Below are 18,031 nucleotides of genomic sequence, written 5' to 3'. Positions count from 1 at the left end.
AGTCGTGGTTCAGCCGCGCAGGGCGGAGGCGAAGATGGCGGGCAGTCGCGACCAGCGCGGTTCGGCGGCGAAAGCGGTCAGCAGGCGACCGGTCTGCGCGGCAGTCCGGTTGGTGACGAACCACGGCGGTTTCGGGGTCAGCGCCCATTCCCGGTTCAGTAGCGAACGCGGGGCGGGCCGGAACGGGCCCCGGACGACGGTGCGTTCGATCCGGTCGATCAGCCAGGCGTTGTGCACGACGCCGATACCGCTCTGGACATCGTCGAGGGTATGGCCGGGGTAGGCGCCCCAGCTCGCGGTCGGGGTCAGATATCCCACCGCTGTCCAGGCGTTGACCGCGATGGTGCCGTAGCGCAGCCGTTCGATTAGGTCCTCGAACTCGGTGCCGAGAGCGGCGATGGTGTCCGGGTGCGCGACGATGTTTACGCCGAGAGTGCCGGTGAGCCGTTCGTTGGCGGTATCCACCGCCGCGCCGGCGAAGGCTGCGCCGGTTTCGGGTAATTCCACGACGCCGAGAACCGGTGCGAAATATTCGGTCGAGTACAACTGCTCCGCTGCGGTCGGATCGAGCCCGGTTATCAGCGTGCGTTCGCCGTGCCCGCCCAGCCGCCGGGCATCGGGGTAAGTGCTACGCGCCGCGGCCACACGGTCGTCGCTGCCGGGGTAGTACGCGCGGCGGGACGGCGCCCGATCCAATGCCGCGGCCAGGGCCTTCAGGAATTCGTCCTTTTGCGCCCACTCGGCGGAGATGATCACCGCCTGCGCCGCCACACAGTTGTAGCCGCCGTTGTGCAGCCGCTGGGTAGCGATATGTTCGGCCTGGAACCGCAGATCGGACGCACTCCACCGGCCGGGCAGCACGATCGTCGGGGAGACCCCGCCGAGTTCACTGCTGATCGGCTTGTCCAGCAGCGGTGCTCCGGCGGCCTTGCGGGCCGTCGCGTCCGGGCCGGTACCCCAGACGATCGCATCGTGGGTCGCGGCGCTACCGGTCATATGGACATGAGCGACCTTCTCGTGGGCGATCAGGCGCCCGCCGATATCGGCGCCACCGGTGAGGATGCGCACCACTGCGAGGTCGATCAGCGGCGCGAATATCTTCTCGAGGACCGGCAGCAGCGGATCGGTGACCGGGTTCAGTTTGAGCGCGACCACCCGGTTGTGCGCGATGAGTTCGTACACGGTGTCCAGCGGCGCGATCGAGCTGATATTGCCCGCGCCGAGGACGGCACCGATGCCGTGCGTTCGGGTCGGATCGAGCTGGGCGAGACCTGCATTGGCCCGTGCCGCTGCCGAGCTCACACCGCGTTGCAGCCAGATGTCGGCGCGGAAGCCGTTGAGCAGTAGTTCGTCGTAGAGGCTTGTGGGTAGCACCTGTACGGTCACTTGATTACCGGCGGCGCCGAACTTCGCCTTCGCGAGCGGGCTCACCCCCTGTTCCAGCGAGTCGAGCGTGCGCGAAACGGCGGCCAGAGCGGTCGCGAACGCATAGGGGCCGGACATCCATTCCTCGCCTACCAGCGGCGAGGTGGCATCCAGGCCTTTGATCCGCGCGGCGGCGGCGACCCATTCCTGGGCGTGCTGCCCGGTGAGCGCGCGCACCCGGTCGAGCAGGGCGCGTCTGCCGGCCAGCGGTAGCCGCGACCATTTCTCCTCGCCCTGGGCGAGGTCGGAGAGGGCGGCGTCGATTACGGTATCGGCCGCGGCGGCCTGTTCTGTCTGCACGGTGCACTCCGTTGATGAGAATCGCGCGGTTATCCGGACACTGATGAGTGTGACTGTGCTCACGACCGAAGGGAATGTGTTGTTGTTGCGCACCCGGCCCCCAATAGTTGTGCGTGAGCACAATCAAGGCGTGGCTTGGGTCACTCATTGATGCGTACACTGCCAGATATGAGCACGCCCGTACCCGCGACGCCCGCACCCGAAGCGTCGGCCTTGGCCGCCCGGCTGTCGGATGCCATCGACGTGCTGACCGATATCCTCGTGGGCCGCATCGCCGCGGCGGACCCTTCCTACGGAGAATCCGGACTGCTGACCGAGGATCAGTTGGCGCACACCTGCCGGGAAAACCTGGCCTCGGTGATCGGTGCCCTGGCCGGTACGCACCCATTCCGGCCGCAACCGGCCCGTGCGGCGGGGCGTCTGAAGGCCGAGCAGGGTATCCCGGTCGCTGCCCTGTTGCACGCCTACCGGGTCGGCGGCCGGCTCATCTGGGAAGAACTGACCGCGCGATCGGACGGGCCCGGCGATCCGCGGCTGCATGATCTGGCCACGCATCTGTGGGAACTCATCGACCTGTACTCCGACGCTGCCGTCGAGGCCTACCGTGATGCCGAGGTCTTGCTTGCGCATTCCGACGCTCAGGTCCAGAGCCGGCTCATCCGGACCCTGTTCGACGACCATTCCGGTAACCCGGCCCGAGTGCTCGACGTCCTGCGGACGCTGGGGTTCCCGGAACGAGGCGCGTTCGCCGTCGTCGCCATCGATACCGAGCCCACCGCCCCGTTACCGGCAAAACTTGCCGCGGTGCTGGACAGCCTCGGTATCAGGTCGGTCTGGGATGCGCAGATCGACGCGTATATCGGGTTGCTGTCCGCGGCAGCCCCGGCCGCGATCGACCGCGCGGCCGCGGCGATCTCCTCGATCGTCGCCGACCGTGTCGGTATCAGCACCGTGTTCTGGGCATCCCAGGCCATTCCCGCGGGGCTCACCGAGGCTCGGCTGGCCGCGCGCTCCGTACGCACCGGCGTGACCGGTGCGGTCCGCTTCGGTGAGGAACCCGTCGGTCACCTGCTCATCGCCGTGCCCGCGGCGGGCCGCCGGGCCGCCACGCAGATCCTGGGCCCCGTTCTCGAACTGCCGGATCCCGAACGCGACGATCTGATCGCGGCTCTCGATGCCTGGTACCGCTGCGGTGGTTCGGCCGCAGCCGTTGCCGAAACGATGCACTGCCACCGCAATACGGTGCGATACCGGTTGCGGAAGATCCGCGATCTCACCGGCCGCGACACCACCGATCCACGGCAGTCCGCCGAGCTGTACCTGGCGCTGGAGGCATGGTCACTGCTCGGCACTGCCCAGCAAGCCTGAACCGCGGGCGCCAAGTGTCCGGGCGGGTCGGCCGGCGTTCGCGCCACCGGCGATCGGCAGAGCCGATGCGCCGGTATCGAGGATATGGTCGCAGTGCCGAAACGGGATGGTCAGGAACCGGTTAGTCCCGCGGTCGGTGCGCTCTACCACGACCGGGACGGCGATCGACATGCTTACGCCCATGAAACTCTGCCGGCACACAGCTTCCCGGATCCGTTCCGGGTGAGCGCCGATTCCGGGCCCAGGGCCGCATGACCGAACGCTACCGCGCGGGCGTCCCGCCGCCGTCGTTCGAGGACATTACTGCTGGGGTCACCGTGTCGGTGGTGTCAGGTCCACAGCACAGCGATCAGCACATTGGCTATCGCCAGCCCGCCGGCCGCATCGGGCATCCAGGCCGCATCCTTGCCGCGTTTCGCATCGGCCCGCGCCATCTCCGCGAATGCGGCCACCAGTACTGAGATCACCAGCTTGATCCCGATCTTCACCATGTTCAGGTCTTTGTCCAGCGAGGACACCGATTCGGCCAGACCGACCAGGATCACACCGGTGATGAGCTGGGCCCGTGCACCCCAGACCATCACCTCGTTGACTCCGGGACGCCCGGCGGCGTATCCGCCGACCACGGCCGCCATCCCGAGCAGATGGGTGACGACCACAACGTTGTAGACGAGTTCCATGAAACGGAACGCTACTCGATCCCCGCGACGACTACTACATGGAGTCGTAAACGGGTGTAACGGAATCGCCCCGCACCGAGCAGTTGGATTTCCTGCTATCCGCGACGAGACGTCGACGGGGACGGTGTGCTGTACGAACACCTCGCCCAAAGCGCGACGGTGCTCGAGGAGCACGGCCGTCAGGGCAGTTCCGAACCCGCCATCTGCGTCCCAGCGCACGAAGTTCTCACTGTAGGTCGTGCGAATCTGGTGTGCGTCAGCCTCCGGCTCGCGGCGGGGCGGGGCGGGAACAGGGTCGGCGGCGGGCCGGTGACTCGCAGTGGCGTAGGTCCGGAGAATAAGCGAGGATGGATGGAATCGTCGGCAGCTCAACGGAATCGGAGCGTAGTGTGTCCTCCCCAGAGGTGGCTTCTGTGCAGGATCGAGTAGCGTTGTACAGTGCGGAGTTCGCCGCGGACCCACATCGGGTGTACCGGGAAATGCGCAGTGAGTACGGTGGCCTTGCTCCGGTGGAGCTGATACCCGGGGTGCCGGCCACCCTGGTACTCGACTATCGCCTGGCGCTGAGCATTCTCAACGACCCAGAGCGTTTCCCGGCCGACCCGCGCGAGTGGCAGAAGACGGTCCCGGCCGATTCCCCGATTCTTCCGCTGCTGCAGTGGCGGCCCAATGCCCTGCGAACGTCCGGGGTCGAGCATTCCCGCTACCGGGCGGCCAACACCCTCGCCATCAGCGGCGTCGACCTCAACGCATTGCATACCGAAGTACGGCGACACGCGGTGACACTCGTCAACACCTTTTGTGAAGGAGGCTCGGCGGACCTGCTCGCCCAGTATGCCCGGCCCCTTGTATTCGCCGCGATCAACGCTCAGATCGGCTGTTCCGAGGAGATCGGGGCGCGAGTCGGTGCGGCGTTCGCAGCCCTGATGGAGAACACGGGGAGCGAGCAGTCCGAGGCCATGATGGCCGCGGCGTTGACCGAACTCATCGCCGCCAAAAGAGCTGAGCCCGCGAACGATATCGCCTCACGCCTGGTGACGCACACACCGGCACTGACGGATGTGGAGATCATTCATCAGCTGGTCACCCTGTACGGGGCGGGTAGTGAACCACAGACCAATCTGATCATCAACACTCTGCTCCTGATGATGACCGATGACCGATTCGCTGGGAGCCTGCTGGGCGGTGGTCTCTCGAGTGCTGACGCGATCGAGGAGGTACTGCGGACCGACCCGCCGTTCGCGAACCATTGTGTTACGTACCCGAAGCAGCCGATCCTGCTGAATGATGTATGGCTGCCCGCGCATCAGCCGGTGGTGATCAGTATGGCCGCGTGCAACAACGATCCTGCGGTGGGTGGGCAATTCGTCGACAACAGATCGCATCTGTCGTGGGGTGCGGGGCCGCATGCGTGCCCGGCTCGGAACTCGGCAACTCTGGTCGTGAAAGAAGCAATCGACCAGATCCTGGATGCCCTACCGGAAATCGAACTGGCGATACCCCCGGAATCGCTGCGGTGGCGGCCGGGCGCGACGCACCGTTCCCTGGAATCATTGCCGGTGATGTTCCCGCCCTCACCCCCTTTGCAATGGTGACAAGGCGGCTCGGCCGGCCTTCGGCCACGTCAGATGGCGGTCGGACTCGCGGATATGACTGCTCCGGCCAGCGCATTCATCTGGTCGGCGATTCCGGCAGAGTGGATATGCGGAGTACGTGCGAGGTCGTCGACGAGGGCCAGGACGATCTCGATGATCTGCGCCGCGGTGGACGGGGATATCTCAGGACGTGAGGTCGTCAGAAGGTCCGCCCATTCGGTCACGAATTCGAACCGGATCCGGCGCAACGTTTCCGCCTCTGCCTCGCCGAGGTACAACGCCTCGGTGACCGCGATACCGGTGAGATCGGGGAATCGCAGGGCGAAGGACACGTAGAAATCGGTCATCCGCACGACGGCCTCGTTCGGCTCACCGGTCTCCCCGGCTGTCACCAGGCCGAAGGTCATCCACTCGTACACGCGATGGATCAGTGTGTGCAGAATTTGCTGCTTGCTCGGAAAGTAGTGGTAGACACTGGGGCCCAGGATGCCGGCCGCCTCGCCGATATCCTCGACCGATACCGCGGGATAACCCCGTTCGGCGAACAATCGCGCAGACTCCTGGATAATACGTTCACGTCGCGACGAGAGCGGCCGGGTACAGATACTGCCGGTGTCTTCGCTGCGTGGCGGTAGTTCGAGCTGTGCGAGGGCGTCGGCCACCTGCATCAGGAGCTGATCGGAATCGGGGCGGGGCAGTGTGCGTGTGTGGTGGCCCGGACTGGTCACCACAGAAAGCACCGCCCAGGCCAGCAGCTCCACGGTGGGGTCGTCGGCCGGGCGGTCGCGGCAGCGACCGATCAGTTCGGCGATACGATGCGCGATCTCGGTGAGCCGGCCGCGGACGATGGCCCGCTGCTCGGCGTGTAGGTGCCGGGCTTCGCGTTGCCAGAGCACCGCGTGCGATCGTCCGTCGAGGGTTACTTCCACCAGCGCGGCGATGGCCGACCGGAATCGGTGCCGGGCATCACCGGCAGTATCGGCCGCCGCAAGTGCCGTGTAGTAGTTGTCCTGTGCAGCCAGGGCAACCGCCAGCAGCAGATCATGCTTGCCAGGGTAGTGGCGGTACAACGCGCGCGCGGTGACGCCGACGGCGCGCGCGATATCGTCCATGCGGACCGCTGCGAACCCGTGCGCGCTGAACATCTCCGCCGCTTCTCGGGCGACGATGAGCCGGCGATCCTTGGGCCTGCGCGTGCTGGAATTATCCGCACTGCCGGGACCGTCGGTCACCGGGCGCCGTTCGCAACCGGTGCGGTCAGGCGGTCGCGTAGTACGTGTTTGAGCACCTTGCCTGCGGCGGACAGGGGCAGTTCCGCCGCGAACGAGATCGTTCGCGGCACTTTGTAGCCCGCGATCGATGTCTTGGCGAAAGCGCGGATCTCGTCCGGGTCCGGCCGGGTGCCCGGACGAGGCACCACCACCGCGTGGACCCGCTCGCCGAACTTGTCGTCGGGTACGCCGACGACCGCGCACGCGGCGATATCGGGATGCCCGGCAATGGCGTTCTCGACTTCCAACGAGTACACGTTCTCCCCTCCTGTGATGATCATGTCCTTTATCCGGTCGACAAGGAAAAGGTAGCCGTCCTCGTCGATGTATCCACCGTCACCGGTGTGCATCCAGCCGTCACGCACCGCGGCCGCGGTGGCCTCGGGCAGATCGCGGTACCCCTGCATGACACCGTCGCCGCGAACGCTGACCTCGCCGACGACACCGGGCTCGACGGTCCGGCCGTTCGGGTCCACGATACGAACCTCGCAGTGCACCGCGGCTCGGCCGACCGAACGCAGCCGGTGGCCGCCCGCGCGGTGGTCGGCGGGAGTCAGCATGGTCGCGACCGGCGACAGTTCGGTCATACCGTAGGTCTGGACGAATTCCAGTTGCGGCACCTTCGCGAGAACCCGCTGGATCACGGTGGCCGGGATGGGCGCGGCACCGTAGACCAGCCGGCGCAGGCTGCTCAGATCCGCGCTGCCGGCCTCGACATGGTCGAAAACCATCGGCACCATGGTCGCCACCAGCAGCAGATCGGTGACGTTGTGCTGTTCGACGGCGCGTAACACCGCCGTCGGATCGAACCGGGGGATCAGGACATGGGTGTTGCCGAGCAGGGTATGCGCCACCCAGCCCGCCAGGTCGCCGAGGTGAAACATCGGCGCGGCGTGCAGCATCGCCCCATCGGGAGTCGCGAAACCGCAGGTGGCGATGGACCCCAGTGCGGAGGCCACCAGATTGTGGTGGCTGAGCATCACGCCCTTGGCCCGCCCGGTGGTTCCGCCGGTGTAGAACAACGCTGCCGGCTGGTTCCCGCCCCGCCGCTCGTCGTCGACCGGAAGGCTCCCCGAAATGAGATCCTCGATGCCGTACATCCCGTCCGGGGTCGGTCCGTCACCGCAGTGGATGATATGGGTCAGCTCCGGGCAACGGTCGCGCAGTTCGTCGACCATAACCGCGAAGGCGTCGTCCACGCACAGCACACGGGTACCGCAACCGTTGACGGACTCGGCCGTTTCGGCGGCGCTCCACCGGATATTCATCGTGTTCACGACGCCACCGGCCCAGCAGGTGGCGAGCAGATACTCGATGTAGCGATCGGAGTTGAGCGCCAGCATTCCGACGCAATCGCCGGAACCCACGCCCAGTGCGCGCAGGCCACCGGCGAAGCGGCTCACGCGGTCGATCTGTTCGGCGAAGGTACGGGTGCGGGTGCCGAATGCGGTGGCGATGCGGCCGGGATGGTGCGCCACCGCGCGGTGCAGGCCTTGGGTGAGATACATGGGTCTTCCTTGCTGTGTGGCGCCGGTCAGGTCGACAGAACGGTGCAGGCGGAGACCCCGGGTGCGCCGTATACCTGGGTGTAGCCGACAGTCGGGGTGCCGGGGACCTGTCGTGCACCGGCCTGGCCACGGAGCTGGACACAGATCTCATGGATCTGGCGCAGGCCCGATGCGCCGATCGGTTCGCCGTTGCACAGCAACCCGCCATCGGTGTTGACGGGGATCCGGCCGCCGATGGCCGTGTCGCCGTCCCGGATCAGCTTCTCCTGTTCGCCGTCCGCGCAGAAGCCGTTCTCTGCCAGATGAATGAGCTCGGCGCCGGCCTCGGAGTCCTGGAGTTGCGCAACTCGCACATCTTGCGGCCCGATGCCGGCCATCTCGAAGCAGGCCGCAGCGGCAGCCACGGTCGGCGCAGGGGCGCGCCGCTCGGGAAGTGCCGGCGAGAAGACCTCGAACGAACCGAATTCCCTTGTCCGTACGGTGACCCCGGAGACATACACCGGGGTGTCGGTGTATTGCCGGGCCCGGTCCGCGCGGCAGACCACCAGCGCGGCGGCTCCTTCGCTGGGTGAACAGAACATGTACTTGGTCAACGGGTGGTTCAGCATGGGCGCGGCCGCGATCTCTTCCTCCGAGAACGGTTCGCGACGCCAGGCGGTGGGCGTGAGCGCCCCGTTCCGGTAACTCTTGGCCGCGACGGTTGCCAGCACCGCGGGATCGATCCCGTGATCGTGCAGGTACCGGTTGATCTTCATGGCGAAGAACTGGGTGGTGAGCATCAGGCCGCTTGCGCCGTACCACGGCTCGAGATCGAACAGCGCCGGATCGACACCGAACGCGCCGCGGGGGTGTTTGTCGAAACCGACGACGACGCCGAGATCGCCGTGACCGGAGCCGATGGTGTGGTGTGCCATCGCGACGGCGCTGCCCGCCGTTGCGCAGCCGTTGGCAACATTGACGAACGGCAGCCCGGTCAGACCCATCCAGCGCACCATGGAATCCGCCGTAGTCCCCTCACCACCGACGGTATTGGCGCCGTAGGACCCGCCATAGGCGAATTGGATATCGGCCCACGTCACTCCGGCGTCGCGAAGTGCCTTCCGGGTGGCTTCCGCGCCCATCGCCACTGCGGAGACACCGGCGTGCCTGCCGAACGGATAGAGGCCGATTCCGACGATTGCCATATCCATGGGGTTCACATCTCTTCTATCGGCCGGAAGCAATGGATCCACCAGGCAGCCGCATCGCCCTGGCCGCCGAACCGGCGCATGGCGACCCGCATCGGCATCCCGATTCGCAGTGCCGACGGGTCGGCGCATTCGATCCGGCCCTCGACCAGGCCCTGGCCGGGGAATTCGACGTAACCCACGGCATACGGAGTGAATTCGGGTTCGGGCGGCGGTACATACGGCGGGGATTTCGGTGGGAAGCCCTGGGTCGTGAACGTCCACAACGCTCCGGTTTCGGCGTACTCGATCTCCCGCATATCGCCGCTGCCGCAACGCGGGCAACTGGACTGGAGCGGGAAGGTCGTGACTGCGCAGTGCGGGCACCGGCTCCCGATCAGGCGAGGCCGGTCCGGCCCCCCGATGAACAGGTGGCCGGTGTCCGGTGGTGGCACAGCGGCACGGAGAGCCGGCATCAGCTGTCCGCGCCGACGAGGGTATAGCCGAGGACCAGCGGTTCGTCGCCGTCGTTCAGCCAGGCGTGCGGGGTTCCGTTCTGGATCAGGCAATCGCCCTCGTTCAGGCGCACTTCCACGCCGGGCGCCCGCATGAGCCCGTTACCGGACAACACGATGATGTAGTCGACGCTCTGCGTCGTGTGCTCGCCGGGATGCTCGGTGGAGAACGTCGCCGCCGCACCCGGCAGCTTCTCCTCCATCTCCACCGCGGCGGCGTTCAGATCGGCGTCCGGGGCGGGGATGTAGTCGATACCGGGCGGGATGGTGAGAAAGCCGAAGCGGATACCGCCGGGCGCTGGGAAGAACGTGGACTTGCGGTCGCCGTCCGTTGCGGTCGTGACCGGGACCGAGGTCTTGTCGAGTTCCCAGACCCGGAAGATTTCGACGCCGGGCAGCAAGGTGGCGGTCACCGGTGCGACGGTGTCATCGCTGAGGACAACGGTGGCTCCGTCTGCCGACGTGCCCATGACGATGCGACGATTACTCATATTCGGACCTCTCTCGTTCTCGGGTTTGTGGCGCTGGTCAGTGGGCGAACGCGGCGGCGAACGCTTCTAGTTCACGGGGGATGTCGGGGCCGGCCGGCTGGTACACGATTTCGGTGACTCCCGCCTCATCGAGCTGGGCGAGCTTGTCACGCCACTGGGCCACGCCGAGGGCTACTCCGGTGGCGGCCATCAATTCGGCGGTGACGAAAGGGCGGTCGCGGTCGTTCACCGAGTGAAGGTGGCCCCGGTGCAGCGCGAGGTGGCGTTCGTTCTCCGGCACATCGCTGTAGGCGGATTCGGCCCACTCCTGTGCGCCCGGAATCAGTTCGAACATGCCGAATTCGGCGGCGACGTGCAGCAGTACGCTCGCGCCGTGCCCTGCCGCGGCGATCGCGCGCGCGGAGCCGGGTTCTTCGCCCTCCTCCAGGACGGTGCCGAACACCACCTGAGCACTCCAGTCGAAGCCGGGAATGGGTTTGGTGACCGCGAGAACGCCGTCGGCGTGCTCGCGCGCTGTTGCGATACCTTTGGGTCCTTCGGCCGCAACCGCCCACCGGACCTCGATCGGCCGTGCGGGCGCGAACGGTGTTTCGTGCAGCATCTGCATGATGCTGCCCTCCCATTCGACCTGTTTGCCGGCCAGCAACGCCTTGACCGCCTCGATATAGGCGGCGACATCGCGCCATCGAGAAGGACGCTGCCCGAGGCTGACACGGCCGGTGAACCCGGTGCCCACGCCGACCACGACCCGGTCGGGGCCCGCGAGGTCGACCAATTGGGCGATCGCCGAAGCGGTCACCATCGGGTGACGCAGCGACGGTACCAGGACGCCGGGCCCGAGGGTGATCCGCTCGGTGAGTTCCGCGGCGCGGCACAGCTGCACCCAGACATCCGCGTACAGGGCAGGGGAGTCGTAGAACCACGCGCGGGTATATCCGAGTTCTTCGGCGATTCGCGCGTGCTCATGGCTGTGTAGCGAGCTGGTCAGTGAGCACGACAAGGTCAGTGTCATCGGGACTCTCTCACGACTGCCCGGTGTGAACCGGGACGATAAGTACATGGTTGATAGATATGAAGTGGATCACAGGCTAGCATTGCGGTTGCTGTGGGGCAACGGGTGGTCGCCCTCGGTCTCGGTCGAATCGAGGCTGGAGAACAGCAAAACACCCTGTTGTCGAGAAGGAAGAGCGACGGGATTTTCGAAGCCTTGCGGTTGGTCGGCAGGCAATCGAACTGTGGTCCGTACGCAATATGTACATAGTTGGTAGATTCTGAAAATGCGGCCTCAGAGACCGGTCGCGGAAACATCGGGAGGTCGGGATGGAGCGTCGTTCGGTCTGGATGGACGATGCGATCGCGGCGCTTGCCGAAACAGCACGACGATTCGTCGAGCGCGAAGCAATGCCGCATCGCGTGCGATGGGCAGGCCAAGGTTTTGTCGACCGCGCCTTCTGGCGCCGGGCGGGAGCGGCCGGTTTACTCTGCCCCTCCATTCCGGCCGAGTACGGCGGTGGTGGGGGCACGCTTGCCCACGATCTCGTGGTCTTCCGCGCGCCCCTGGTTGCGACAGAGACCGGATTCGGCATAGGCAATGCGGTACACAGTGGAGTCGTCGCGCACTATGTGCTCGCCTACGGCTCCGAGGAACAGCGGCAGCGCTGGCTGCCCGGTATGGCCGACGGATCCGTCGTCGGTGCCATTGCCATGACCGAGCCGGGCGCCGGATCGGACCTACAGCGGTTGCGCACCACCGCGATCCGCGACGGCGACCACTACGTGGTGAACGGATCGAAAACCTTCATCAGCAATGGTTCCTGCGCGGATCTCGTGGTTCTCATGGTGCAGACCCGTCCCGGAGCGGGCGCCGCCGGGATTTCCCTGCTGCTGGTGGATACCGCGCGGACCGAGGGGTTCCGGGTAGGCCGGCGGCTGAGCAAGATCGGCCTGCCCGCGCAGGACACCGCGGAGCTGTACTTCACCGATATGCGGGTGCGGGCTACTGATCTACTCGGCGCCGAAGGTGCGGGTTTCGGCTATGTGATGACCCAGCTGGCCCGCGAACGGCTGCTGCTCGCCGATAGCGCGGTGGCCGTTGCGGAAGCGGGCCTGGCCGAAACCGTGCGCTACACCAAGGAGCATCGAGTGCTCGATACTCCCATGTTTGCGACCCAGCACACTCGTTTCGAGCTGGCTCGCTGTGCGATCTCGACGCGGACGGCCCGCGCGTTCGTCGACGAATGCGTCCGGAAGGCGCTCGACGGCACTCTCGATATCGCCTCGGCGTCCATGGCAAAAGCGCATGCGAGCGAGGTACAGGGCGATGTGCTCGACCGCTGTCTGCAATTGTTCGGCGAGCACGGACTGGTGCTCGATCGGCCGATCGCCCGCATGTATGCCGACGCCCGTGCCCAGCGCATCTACGGTGGCGCGAACGAGATCATGAAGGAGCTCATCGCCCGCTCGTTGTGATATGCCCCGGCTTGAGTCCCGGTGATCCCGGCCGGGATATCGTGTCCGCCGGGATCATCCACCGCTCGCCCTACTGCGCGCAGCGATCCACCACGGCTGCCGGCATCAGCCGACGAACTCCGCGGCGCGACCGGCCAAGTCCAGCAGTGGTTGTGGCGCGATACCCAGGATCAGGGTGACCGCGGCGGCAACCGCGACGGACGCCATCGTGGCCGGTGGCCTGACCACAACGGGCGCATCGGCGGGTGGGTCGGTGAAGAACATCAGCACGATCACCCGGATATAGAAGAACGCGGCAACCGCGCTGGCCAGCACACCCACGATCACGAGTAGCCCGGCGTCGCCGGCGGCCGCTGCCTGGAACACCGCAAATTTGGCAACGAAGCCCGCGGTGACCGGGATCCCGGCGAACGACAGGAGGAGCAGGGCGAATATCGTCGCGAGCCAGGGGTCGCGACGGCCGAGGCCGGCCCAGCGCGACAGTGCGGTGGCCTCGGTACCGTCGGGTTCGCGCACCATACTCACGACCGCGAACGCGCCGAGCGTGCCCATTCCGTAGACGAACAGGTAGAACAGTGTCGACGAGATACCGCGGTCGTTCGCCGCGACCAGCGCGGTCAGCAGGAAACCGGTGTGCGCGATCGAGGAATACGCGAGCATGCGTTTCATATCGGTCTGGGTGATCGCCAATACCGCACCTACCACCATCGTGGCCACGGCGACCGCGGCCAGTACCGGACGCCAATCGTCGGCGATCTCGGCGACACCCACCTGCAGCACCCGCAGCAGGGCGCCGATCGCCGCGATCTTCGTGGCCGCCGCCATGAAGGCCGTGATCGGCGTGGGTGCACCCTGATACACATCGGGCACCCAAGCCTGGAACGGGACCGCGCCGATCTTGAACAGCAGACCCACCGCCAGCATGGCGATCCCCAGCAGCGCGAGCGTGGGCGCACCGGATTCGGCCGCGATCGCCTCGGCGATACCGGTCAGCCGGACGGTTCCGGCCTGGCCGTAGAGCAGTGCCACGCCGTACAGGAAGAACGCCGAAGAAAACGCCCCGAGCAGGAAGTATTTCAGCGCTGCCTCTTGGGAGAGCAGCCGGCGCCGGCGCGCCAGCCCACACAACAGATACAGCGGCAGCGAGAGCACCTCGAGCGCGACGAACATGGTGAGCAGATCGTTGGCTGCGGGGAACAGCAGCAACCCACCGAGGGCCAGGAGCAACAGCGGAAACACTTCGGTGGGGGTGACACCTGCGGTCGCCGCGGACCGTTCGGCGCCACTCCCGGGCACCGCGGACGCCTGCGGGGTGAACGCGTCCATTCCGTAGTCGGGGACAGCGGCGGCGCGACTCCAGGTACCGGGACCGGACCGCGGCCGGGGCAGTGGTCCACGTTCGGCGACGAAGAGCACCGACAGAATCCCGACGACCAGCAGCGTGCCCTGCAGGAACAGTGTCACTCCGTCGACGGCGACCGCATCGGCGACGGCTGTCATCCTTGTTCCGGACAGGAGCACCACCGTGATCAAGGCGGCTACCAAAGCGGTGAGGGTGAGCGCCAACTGAGTGGGATACCGGCGGGCGCGTGGAAGGAACGCATCCACCAGGACACCCAGCACAGCTGCTCCGAAGACGATCAGGATCGGGGCCAGTGCGTGGTATTCGATACTCGGCGCGGGTATCGAGGCGGCCAGGATCTCACTGCCGCGTGGATCAGCGTTCATGAGGCACACCTCCGGTGTTCGCGGCCTCCGGTTGCGCGGGGACCGGCGGTGGGGGATCGACACTGCCGATGCTGGTCAGGGTCTGATGCACCGCTGGATCGATGAAATCGAGAACCGGCTTCGGATACACGCCGAGGAAGATCAGGGCACCGACCAGCGGCACCACCACGACCAGTTCCCGGGGCACCAGATCGCGGATCCCCTCGTTACCTTTGGCCACCGGTCCGGTCATCATCCGCTGGTAGAGCCACAGCACATAGATCGCGGCCAGCACCAGGGCCCCGGTGGCGAGGATCGCGGCCACCTGATATCGGCTGAATGTGCCGATGAGAACCAGGAACTCACTGACGAACGGTGCGAGACCCGGTAACGACAGCGTGGCCAGACCGGCGATGAAGAACGTTGCGGCCAGTACCGGCGCCACTTTCTGTACACCTCCGTAGTCGGCGATGAGCCGGCTGCCCCGGCGGGACACCAGGAATCCGGCCACGAGGAACAACGCCGCCGTGGAAATGCCGTGGTTCACCATGTACAGGGTCGCGCCGGTCTGGCTCTGGCTGGTCATCGCGAAGATACCGAGCACGATGAAACCGAAATGCGAGATGGATGTGTAGGCGATCAGCCGCATCACATCGGTCTGCCCGATGGCCAGCAGCGCACCGTAGAGGATGCCGATCACGGCCAGGGCTATGACCAAGGGTGCGTAAGTATCCGAGGCGGCCGGGAACAACAGCAGGCAGTAGCGCAGCATGCCGAAGGTACCGACCTTGTCCACCACCGCCATCATCAGCACCGCGCTGGCCGGTGTCGCGGAGACCGCGGCATCCGGCAGCCAGGTGTGCAGCGGCCACAGCGGTGCCTTCACGGCGAACGCGAACATGAACCCCAGGAACAGGGCATTGAGCACTACGGGCCCGGCGCCGAGCTCGCCGGCATTCGCGGCCGCCACCACCGTGCGCAGATCGAACGTGCCCGCCCCGTCGGCCCCGAGACCCTGCTGGACGGTGAGAACGTAGAGACCGATCACCGCCGCCAGCATGATCAATCCGCCGAGCAGGTTGTACAGCAGGAATTTCACCGCGGCCCGCGAGCGCTGCTGCCGGGCCGGCGCGCCGTCTGTGCGGGGCCCGAACCCGCCGATGAGGAAATACATCGGAATGAGCATCGCCTCGAAGAACACATAGAACAGCAGGATGTCGAGGGCGAGGAAGGAGACCAGCACCATGCCCTCGACCAGCAGGGTGAGGGCGATGTAGATATGCGCGGCGCGTTTCCCGGAACCCACCTCGCGGTCGTCGTGCCAGCCCGCGATGATCAGCAGCGGCACCAGTCCGGCGGTGAGCAGCGTGAGCACCAGGGCGATTCCGTCGACGCCGAGGGTATAGCCCGCACCGAACGCCGGTATCCAGGTGTGGGATTCGACGAACTGGAATTGTTCACCGCCCGGTTGGAAGGCCATGGCGACGCCGAGCGCCACAGCCAGGGTCGCCACCGCGAACACCAGTCCGGTCCAGCGGGCCGGGTTCGGCCGGCCGGCGGGCAGCAGGAGCACAACTGCCGCGCCCACCAGGGGGAGCAGCCAGAGCACGGTCAACCAGGGCACGGCGCTCACCAGATCCTTACGGCCAGCAGGGCGGCGGCCACCAGGGCCGCGCCGGTGAACATGGACAGGGCATACGAACGGACGAACCCGGTCTGTACACGGCGCGCCCGCGCGGACACCCCGCCGATAAGGGCTGCGCAACCGTTGACGAGTCCGTCGATACCGCGGTTGTCGAGGAAAACCAGTGCCCGCGTGAGATGCCGGCCGGGGCGCATGAACGCCGCCTCGTTGACCGCGTCCCCGTAGAGATCGCGGCGGGCGGCCACGGTCAGTGCGGAGACGGCGGCCGGTGCGGTGGCGGGTACCTTCGCGCGCCCGTACTGCCGGTAGGCGAGCGCGATACCTGTCGCAACCACCCCGAGCGCGAGCGCGGTGATCACGGGCACCGGCAGTGCGGGCTCGCCGTGATGTTCGCCCACGACCGGGGCCAGCCAGTGTTGCAATGAGGATCCCCAGACGAATACCGCACCGGCGCCGACGGAACCGAGCGCCAGCAGGATCATCGGGCCGGTCATCAGGCCGGGGGATTCGTGCGGATGGGTATCGGGTTTCCAACGGCGCTCACCGAAGAAGGTGAGCAGCATGACCCGGGTCATGTAGAAGGCGGTGAGCCCGGCGCCGATCAGGGTGACGGTGCCCAGAATCGGTCCCGCGGCCCCCTCGGCGGCGAATGCGGCCTCGATGATGCGGTCCTTGGAGAAGAACCCGGCGAACGGTGGTACGCCGATGATCGCGAGATACCCGAGTCCGAAGGTGATGTAGGTGATCGGCAACAGGGTGCGCAGACCACCGTAACGGCGCATATCGGTTTCGTCGTCCATGGCGTGCATCACCGAACCGGCGCCCAGGAACAGGCCCGCCTTGAAGAAGCCGTGGGTCAGCAGGTGCATGATGGCCACCGCGTAGCCGGCGGGTCCCAGGCCGACGGCCAGCATCATATAGCCGATCTGGCTCATGGTCGACGCGGCGAGCGCCTTCTTGATGTCGTCCTTGGCACAGCCGATGATCGCGCCGAACAACAGCGTTACCGCGCCCACCAGCACCACCGCGACCTGCGCCGTGGGCGCGAGGTTGTAGATCGGGTTGGAGCGGGCGATCAGGTACACCCCGGCGGTGACCATGGTGGCGGCGTGGATGAGTGCCGACACCGGGGTGGGGCCCTCCATTGCGTCCCCGAGCCAGGACTGCAGCGGCACCTGGGCGGATTTACCGCAGGCCGCCAGCAGCAGGAGCAGCCCGATCGCGGTGAGGGTGGCATCGCTCGCGCCGGAGGCGGAACCGAAGACCGCGTCGAAATCGACCGAGCCGAAGGTGGCGAACATGACCATCATGGCCAGCGCCAGCCCCATATCGCCGATCCGGTTCACCACGAACGCCTTCTTGGCCGCCGTCGCTGCGGTCGGCTTGTGGTACCAGAAGCCGATCAGCAGGTACGAGGCGAGACCGACGCCCTCCCAGCCCAGGTACAGCACGAGGTAGTTGTTCGCCAGCACCAGCAGCAGCATGGCGGCGAGGAACAGGTTGAGATAGGCGAAGAAGCGCCGGCGGCCGGGGTCCTCGCTCATATATCCGACCGAGTAGATATGGATCAGCGAGCCGACGCCGGTGATGAGCAGGGCGAAACAGATCGACAACTGGTCCAGTGCCAGCCCGAAATCGACCTGCAGCCCGGCCACCGGAACCCAGCTGAACAGATCTGCTGCCACCGCGCGATCGGGATCGGCGCGGCCCAGCATTCCGACAAAGGCCACGATCGCCACGGCGAACGAGGCGAGTGCGGCGAAGGTCGCGAGCACATGGCCCCAGGTATCGGCGCGACGGCCGGTGAGCAGTAGTACGGCGGCACCGGCCAGGGGCAGGGCGGGCAGCAGCCATAGCGTTGCGGTATCCACGTCAGTGTCCTTTCGGCATG

Annotated in this window: 14 protein-coding genes and 1 pseudogene; 3 read left to right on the top strand and 12 right to left on the bottom strand. The window is 66.5% G+C overall.

Annotation, left to right across the window (positions count from 1 at the left end; translation table 11 throughout):
- Positions 1-9: 9 nt before the first annotated feature.
- On the bottom strand, positions 10-1,725 hold the full coding sequence (locus NS6_RS04300; RefSeq protein ID WP_084470603.1) for an aldehyde dehydrogenase family protein: 1,716 nt from the start codon (positions 1,723-1,725) through the stop codon (positions 10-12).
- Between the two features lie 168 nt (positions 1,726-1,893).
- Between NS6_RS04300 and NS6_RS04295 the strand changes: the two genes are divergently transcribed.
- Positions 1,894-3,093: a PucR family transcriptional regulator gene (locus tag NS6_RS04295; protein ID WP_068036614.1), complete on the top strand. Its 1,200-nt coding sequence runs from the start codon at positions 1,894-1,896 to the stop codon at positions 3,091-3,093.
- Positions 3,094-3,422: 329 nt separating this feature from the next.
- Here the strand turns inward: NS6_RS04295 and NS6_RS04285 are convergent, their stop codons facing one another.
- Positions 3,423-3,773 (bottom strand): hypothetical protein, encoded by a 351-nt coding sequence (locus tag NS6_RS04285; RefSeq protein ID WP_068036607.1) that lies wholly within the window; start codon positions 3,771-3,773, stop codon positions 3,423-3,425.
- Positions 3,774-4,186: 413 nt separating this feature from the next.
- Here NS6_RS04285 and NS6_RS04280 point away from each other — a divergent pair, with 413 nt between their 5' ends.
- The gene (locus tag NS6_RS04280; protein ID WP_245669121.1) at positions 4,187-5,368 is read left to right on the top strand and encodes a cytochrome P450 family protein; all 1,182 of its coding nucleotides are present in this window, start codon (positions 4,187-4,189) and stop codon (positions 5,366-5,368) included.
- A gap of 29 nt (positions 5,369-5,397) precedes the next feature.
- Here the strand turns inward: NS6_RS04280 and NS6_RS04275 are convergent, their stop codons facing one another.
- The 7 genes and pseudogenes from NS6_RS04275 to NS6_RS04250 all read right to left on the bottom strand — a co-directional run bounded on the left by NS6_RS04275 (position 5,398) and on the right by NS6_RS04250 (position 11,331).
- Positions 5,398-6,600 carry a TetR/AcrR family transcriptional regulator gene (locus tag NS6_RS04275; protein ID WP_068036602.1) on the bottom strand — a complete coding sequence of 401 codons (1,203 nt, stop codon included), beginning with the start codon at positions 6,598-6,600 and terminating at the stop codon, positions 5,398-5,400.
- A complete protein-coding gene (locus NS6_RS04270) occupies positions 6,597-8,177 on the bottom strand; it encodes an acyl-CoA synthetase (RefSeq protein ID WP_281211396.1) in 1,581 nt (526 codons plus the stop codon). Before NS6_RS04270 ends, NS6_RS04275 begins: the two co-directional genes overlap by 4 nt.
- Positions 8,174-9,337 (bottom strand): thiolase family protein, encoded by a 1,164-nt coding sequence (locus NS6_RS04265; protein WP_068036594.1) that lies wholly within the window; start codon positions 9,335-9,337, stop codon positions 8,174-8,176. The genes NS6_RS04270 and NS6_RS04265 overlap by 4 nt, the downstream gene beginning before the upstream one ends.
- A gap of 5 nt (positions 9,338-9,342) precedes the next feature.
- On the bottom strand, positions 9,343-9,633 hold the full coding sequence (locus NS6_RS04260; protein ID WP_245669120.1) for a Zn-ribbon domain-containing OB-fold protein: 291 nt from the start codon (positions 9,631-9,633) through the stop codon (positions 9,343-9,345).
- Between the two features lie 9 nt (positions 9,634-9,642).
- A pseudogene (locus NS6_RS36415) lies at positions 9,643-9,789 on the bottom strand (zinc ribbon domain-containing protein); the annotation flags it as partial.
- Positions 9,789-10,319: a cupin domain-containing protein gene (locus tag NS6_RS04255; protein ID WP_068036587.1), complete on the bottom strand. Its 531-nt coding sequence runs from the start codon at positions 10,317-10,319 to the stop codon at positions 9,789-9,791. The pseudogene NS6_RS36415 and the gene NS6_RS04255, both read right to left, overlap by 1 nt.
- Positions 10,320-10,356: 37 nt before the next feature.
- On the bottom strand, positions 10,357-11,331 hold the full coding sequence (locus tag NS6_RS04250; protein ID WP_245669119.1) for an LLM class flavin-dependent oxidoreductase: 975 nt from the start codon (positions 11,329-11,331) through the stop codon (positions 10,357-10,359).
- A 308-nt stretch (positions 11,332-11,639) separates the two neighbouring features.
- Between NS6_RS04250 and NS6_RS04245 the strand changes: the two genes are divergently transcribed.
- Positions 11,640-12,788: an acyl-CoA dehydrogenase family protein gene (locus NS6_RS04245; RefSeq protein WP_068036584.1), complete on the top strand. Its 1,149-nt coding sequence runs from the start codon at positions 11,640-11,642 to the stop codon at positions 12,786-12,788.
- Between the two features lie 105 nt (positions 12,789-12,893).
- Here NS6_RS04245 and nuoN read toward each other — a convergent pair whose 3' ends face one another.
- From nuoN to nuoL, 3 genes are read right to left on the bottom strand one after another with little or no spacing between them, the layout of a single operon-like run.
- A complete protein-coding gene (gene nuoN, locus NS6_RS04240) occupies positions 12,894-14,516 on the bottom strand; it encodes an NADH-quinone oxidoreductase subunit NuoN (RefSeq protein WP_068036581.1) in 1,623 nt (540 codons plus the stop codon).
- Positions 14,506-16,128 carry an NADH-quinone oxidoreductase subunit M gene (locus NS6_RS04235; RefSeq protein WP_068036577.1) on the bottom strand — a complete coding sequence of 541 codons (1,623 nt, stop codon included), beginning with the start codon at positions 16,126-16,128 and terminating at the stop codon, positions 14,506-14,508. The genes nuoN and NS6_RS04235 overlap by 11 nt, the downstream gene beginning before the upstream one ends.
- The gene (gene nuoL, locus NS6_RS04230; RefSeq protein WP_068036569.1) at positions 16,125-18,011 is read right to left on the bottom strand and encodes an NADH-quinone oxidoreductase subunit L; all 1,887 of its coding nucleotides are present in this window, start codon (positions 18,009-18,011) and stop codon (positions 16,125-16,127) included. The genes NS6_RS04235 and nuoL overlap by 4 nt, the downstream gene beginning before the upstream one ends.
- Between the last annotated feature and the right edge of the window lie 20 nt (positions 18,012-18,031).

The organism is Nocardia speluncae NBRC 108251, assembly GCF_001613245.1.
GTDB classification, from domain to species: domain Bacteria; phylum Actinomycetota; class Actinomycetes; order Mycobacteriales; family Mycobacteriaceae; genus Nocardia; species Nocardia speluncae.
This window is presented reverse-complemented; position numbering and strand designations above follow the sequence as displayed.

Coding starts and splice junctions, on each gene's coding strand:
- NS6_RS04295 (WP_068036614.1), top strand. CDS start 1,894: ATGAGCACGCCCGTACCCGCGACGCCCGCACCCGAAGCGTCGGCCTTG.
- NS6_RS04285 (WP_068036607.1), bottom strand. CDS start 3,773: ATGGAACTCGTCTACAACGTTGTGGTCGTCACCCATCTGCTCGGGATG.
- NS6_RS04265 (WP_068036594.1), bottom strand. CDS start 9,337: ATGGATATGGCAATCGTCGGAATCGGCCTCTATCCGTTCGGCAGGCAC.
- NS6_RS04260 (WP_245669120.1), bottom strand. CDS start 9,633: ATGCGGGAGATCGAGTACGCCGAAACCGGAGCGTTGTGGACGTTCACG.
- NS6_RS04255 (WP_068036587.1), bottom strand. CDS start 10,319: ATGAGTAATCGTCGCATCGTCATGGGCACGTCGGCAGACGGAGCCACC.
- NS6_RS04250 (WP_245669119.1), bottom strand. CDS start 11,331: ATGACACTGACCTTGTCGTGCTCACTGACCAGCTCGCTACACAGCCAT.
- NS6_RS04245 (WP_068036584.1), top strand. CDS start 11,640: ATGGAGCGTCGTTCGGTCTGGATGGACGATGCGATCGCGGCGCTTGCC.
- nuoN (WP_068036581.1), bottom strand. CDS start 14,516: ATGAACGCTGATCCACGCGGCAGTGAGATCCTGGCCGCCTCGATACCC.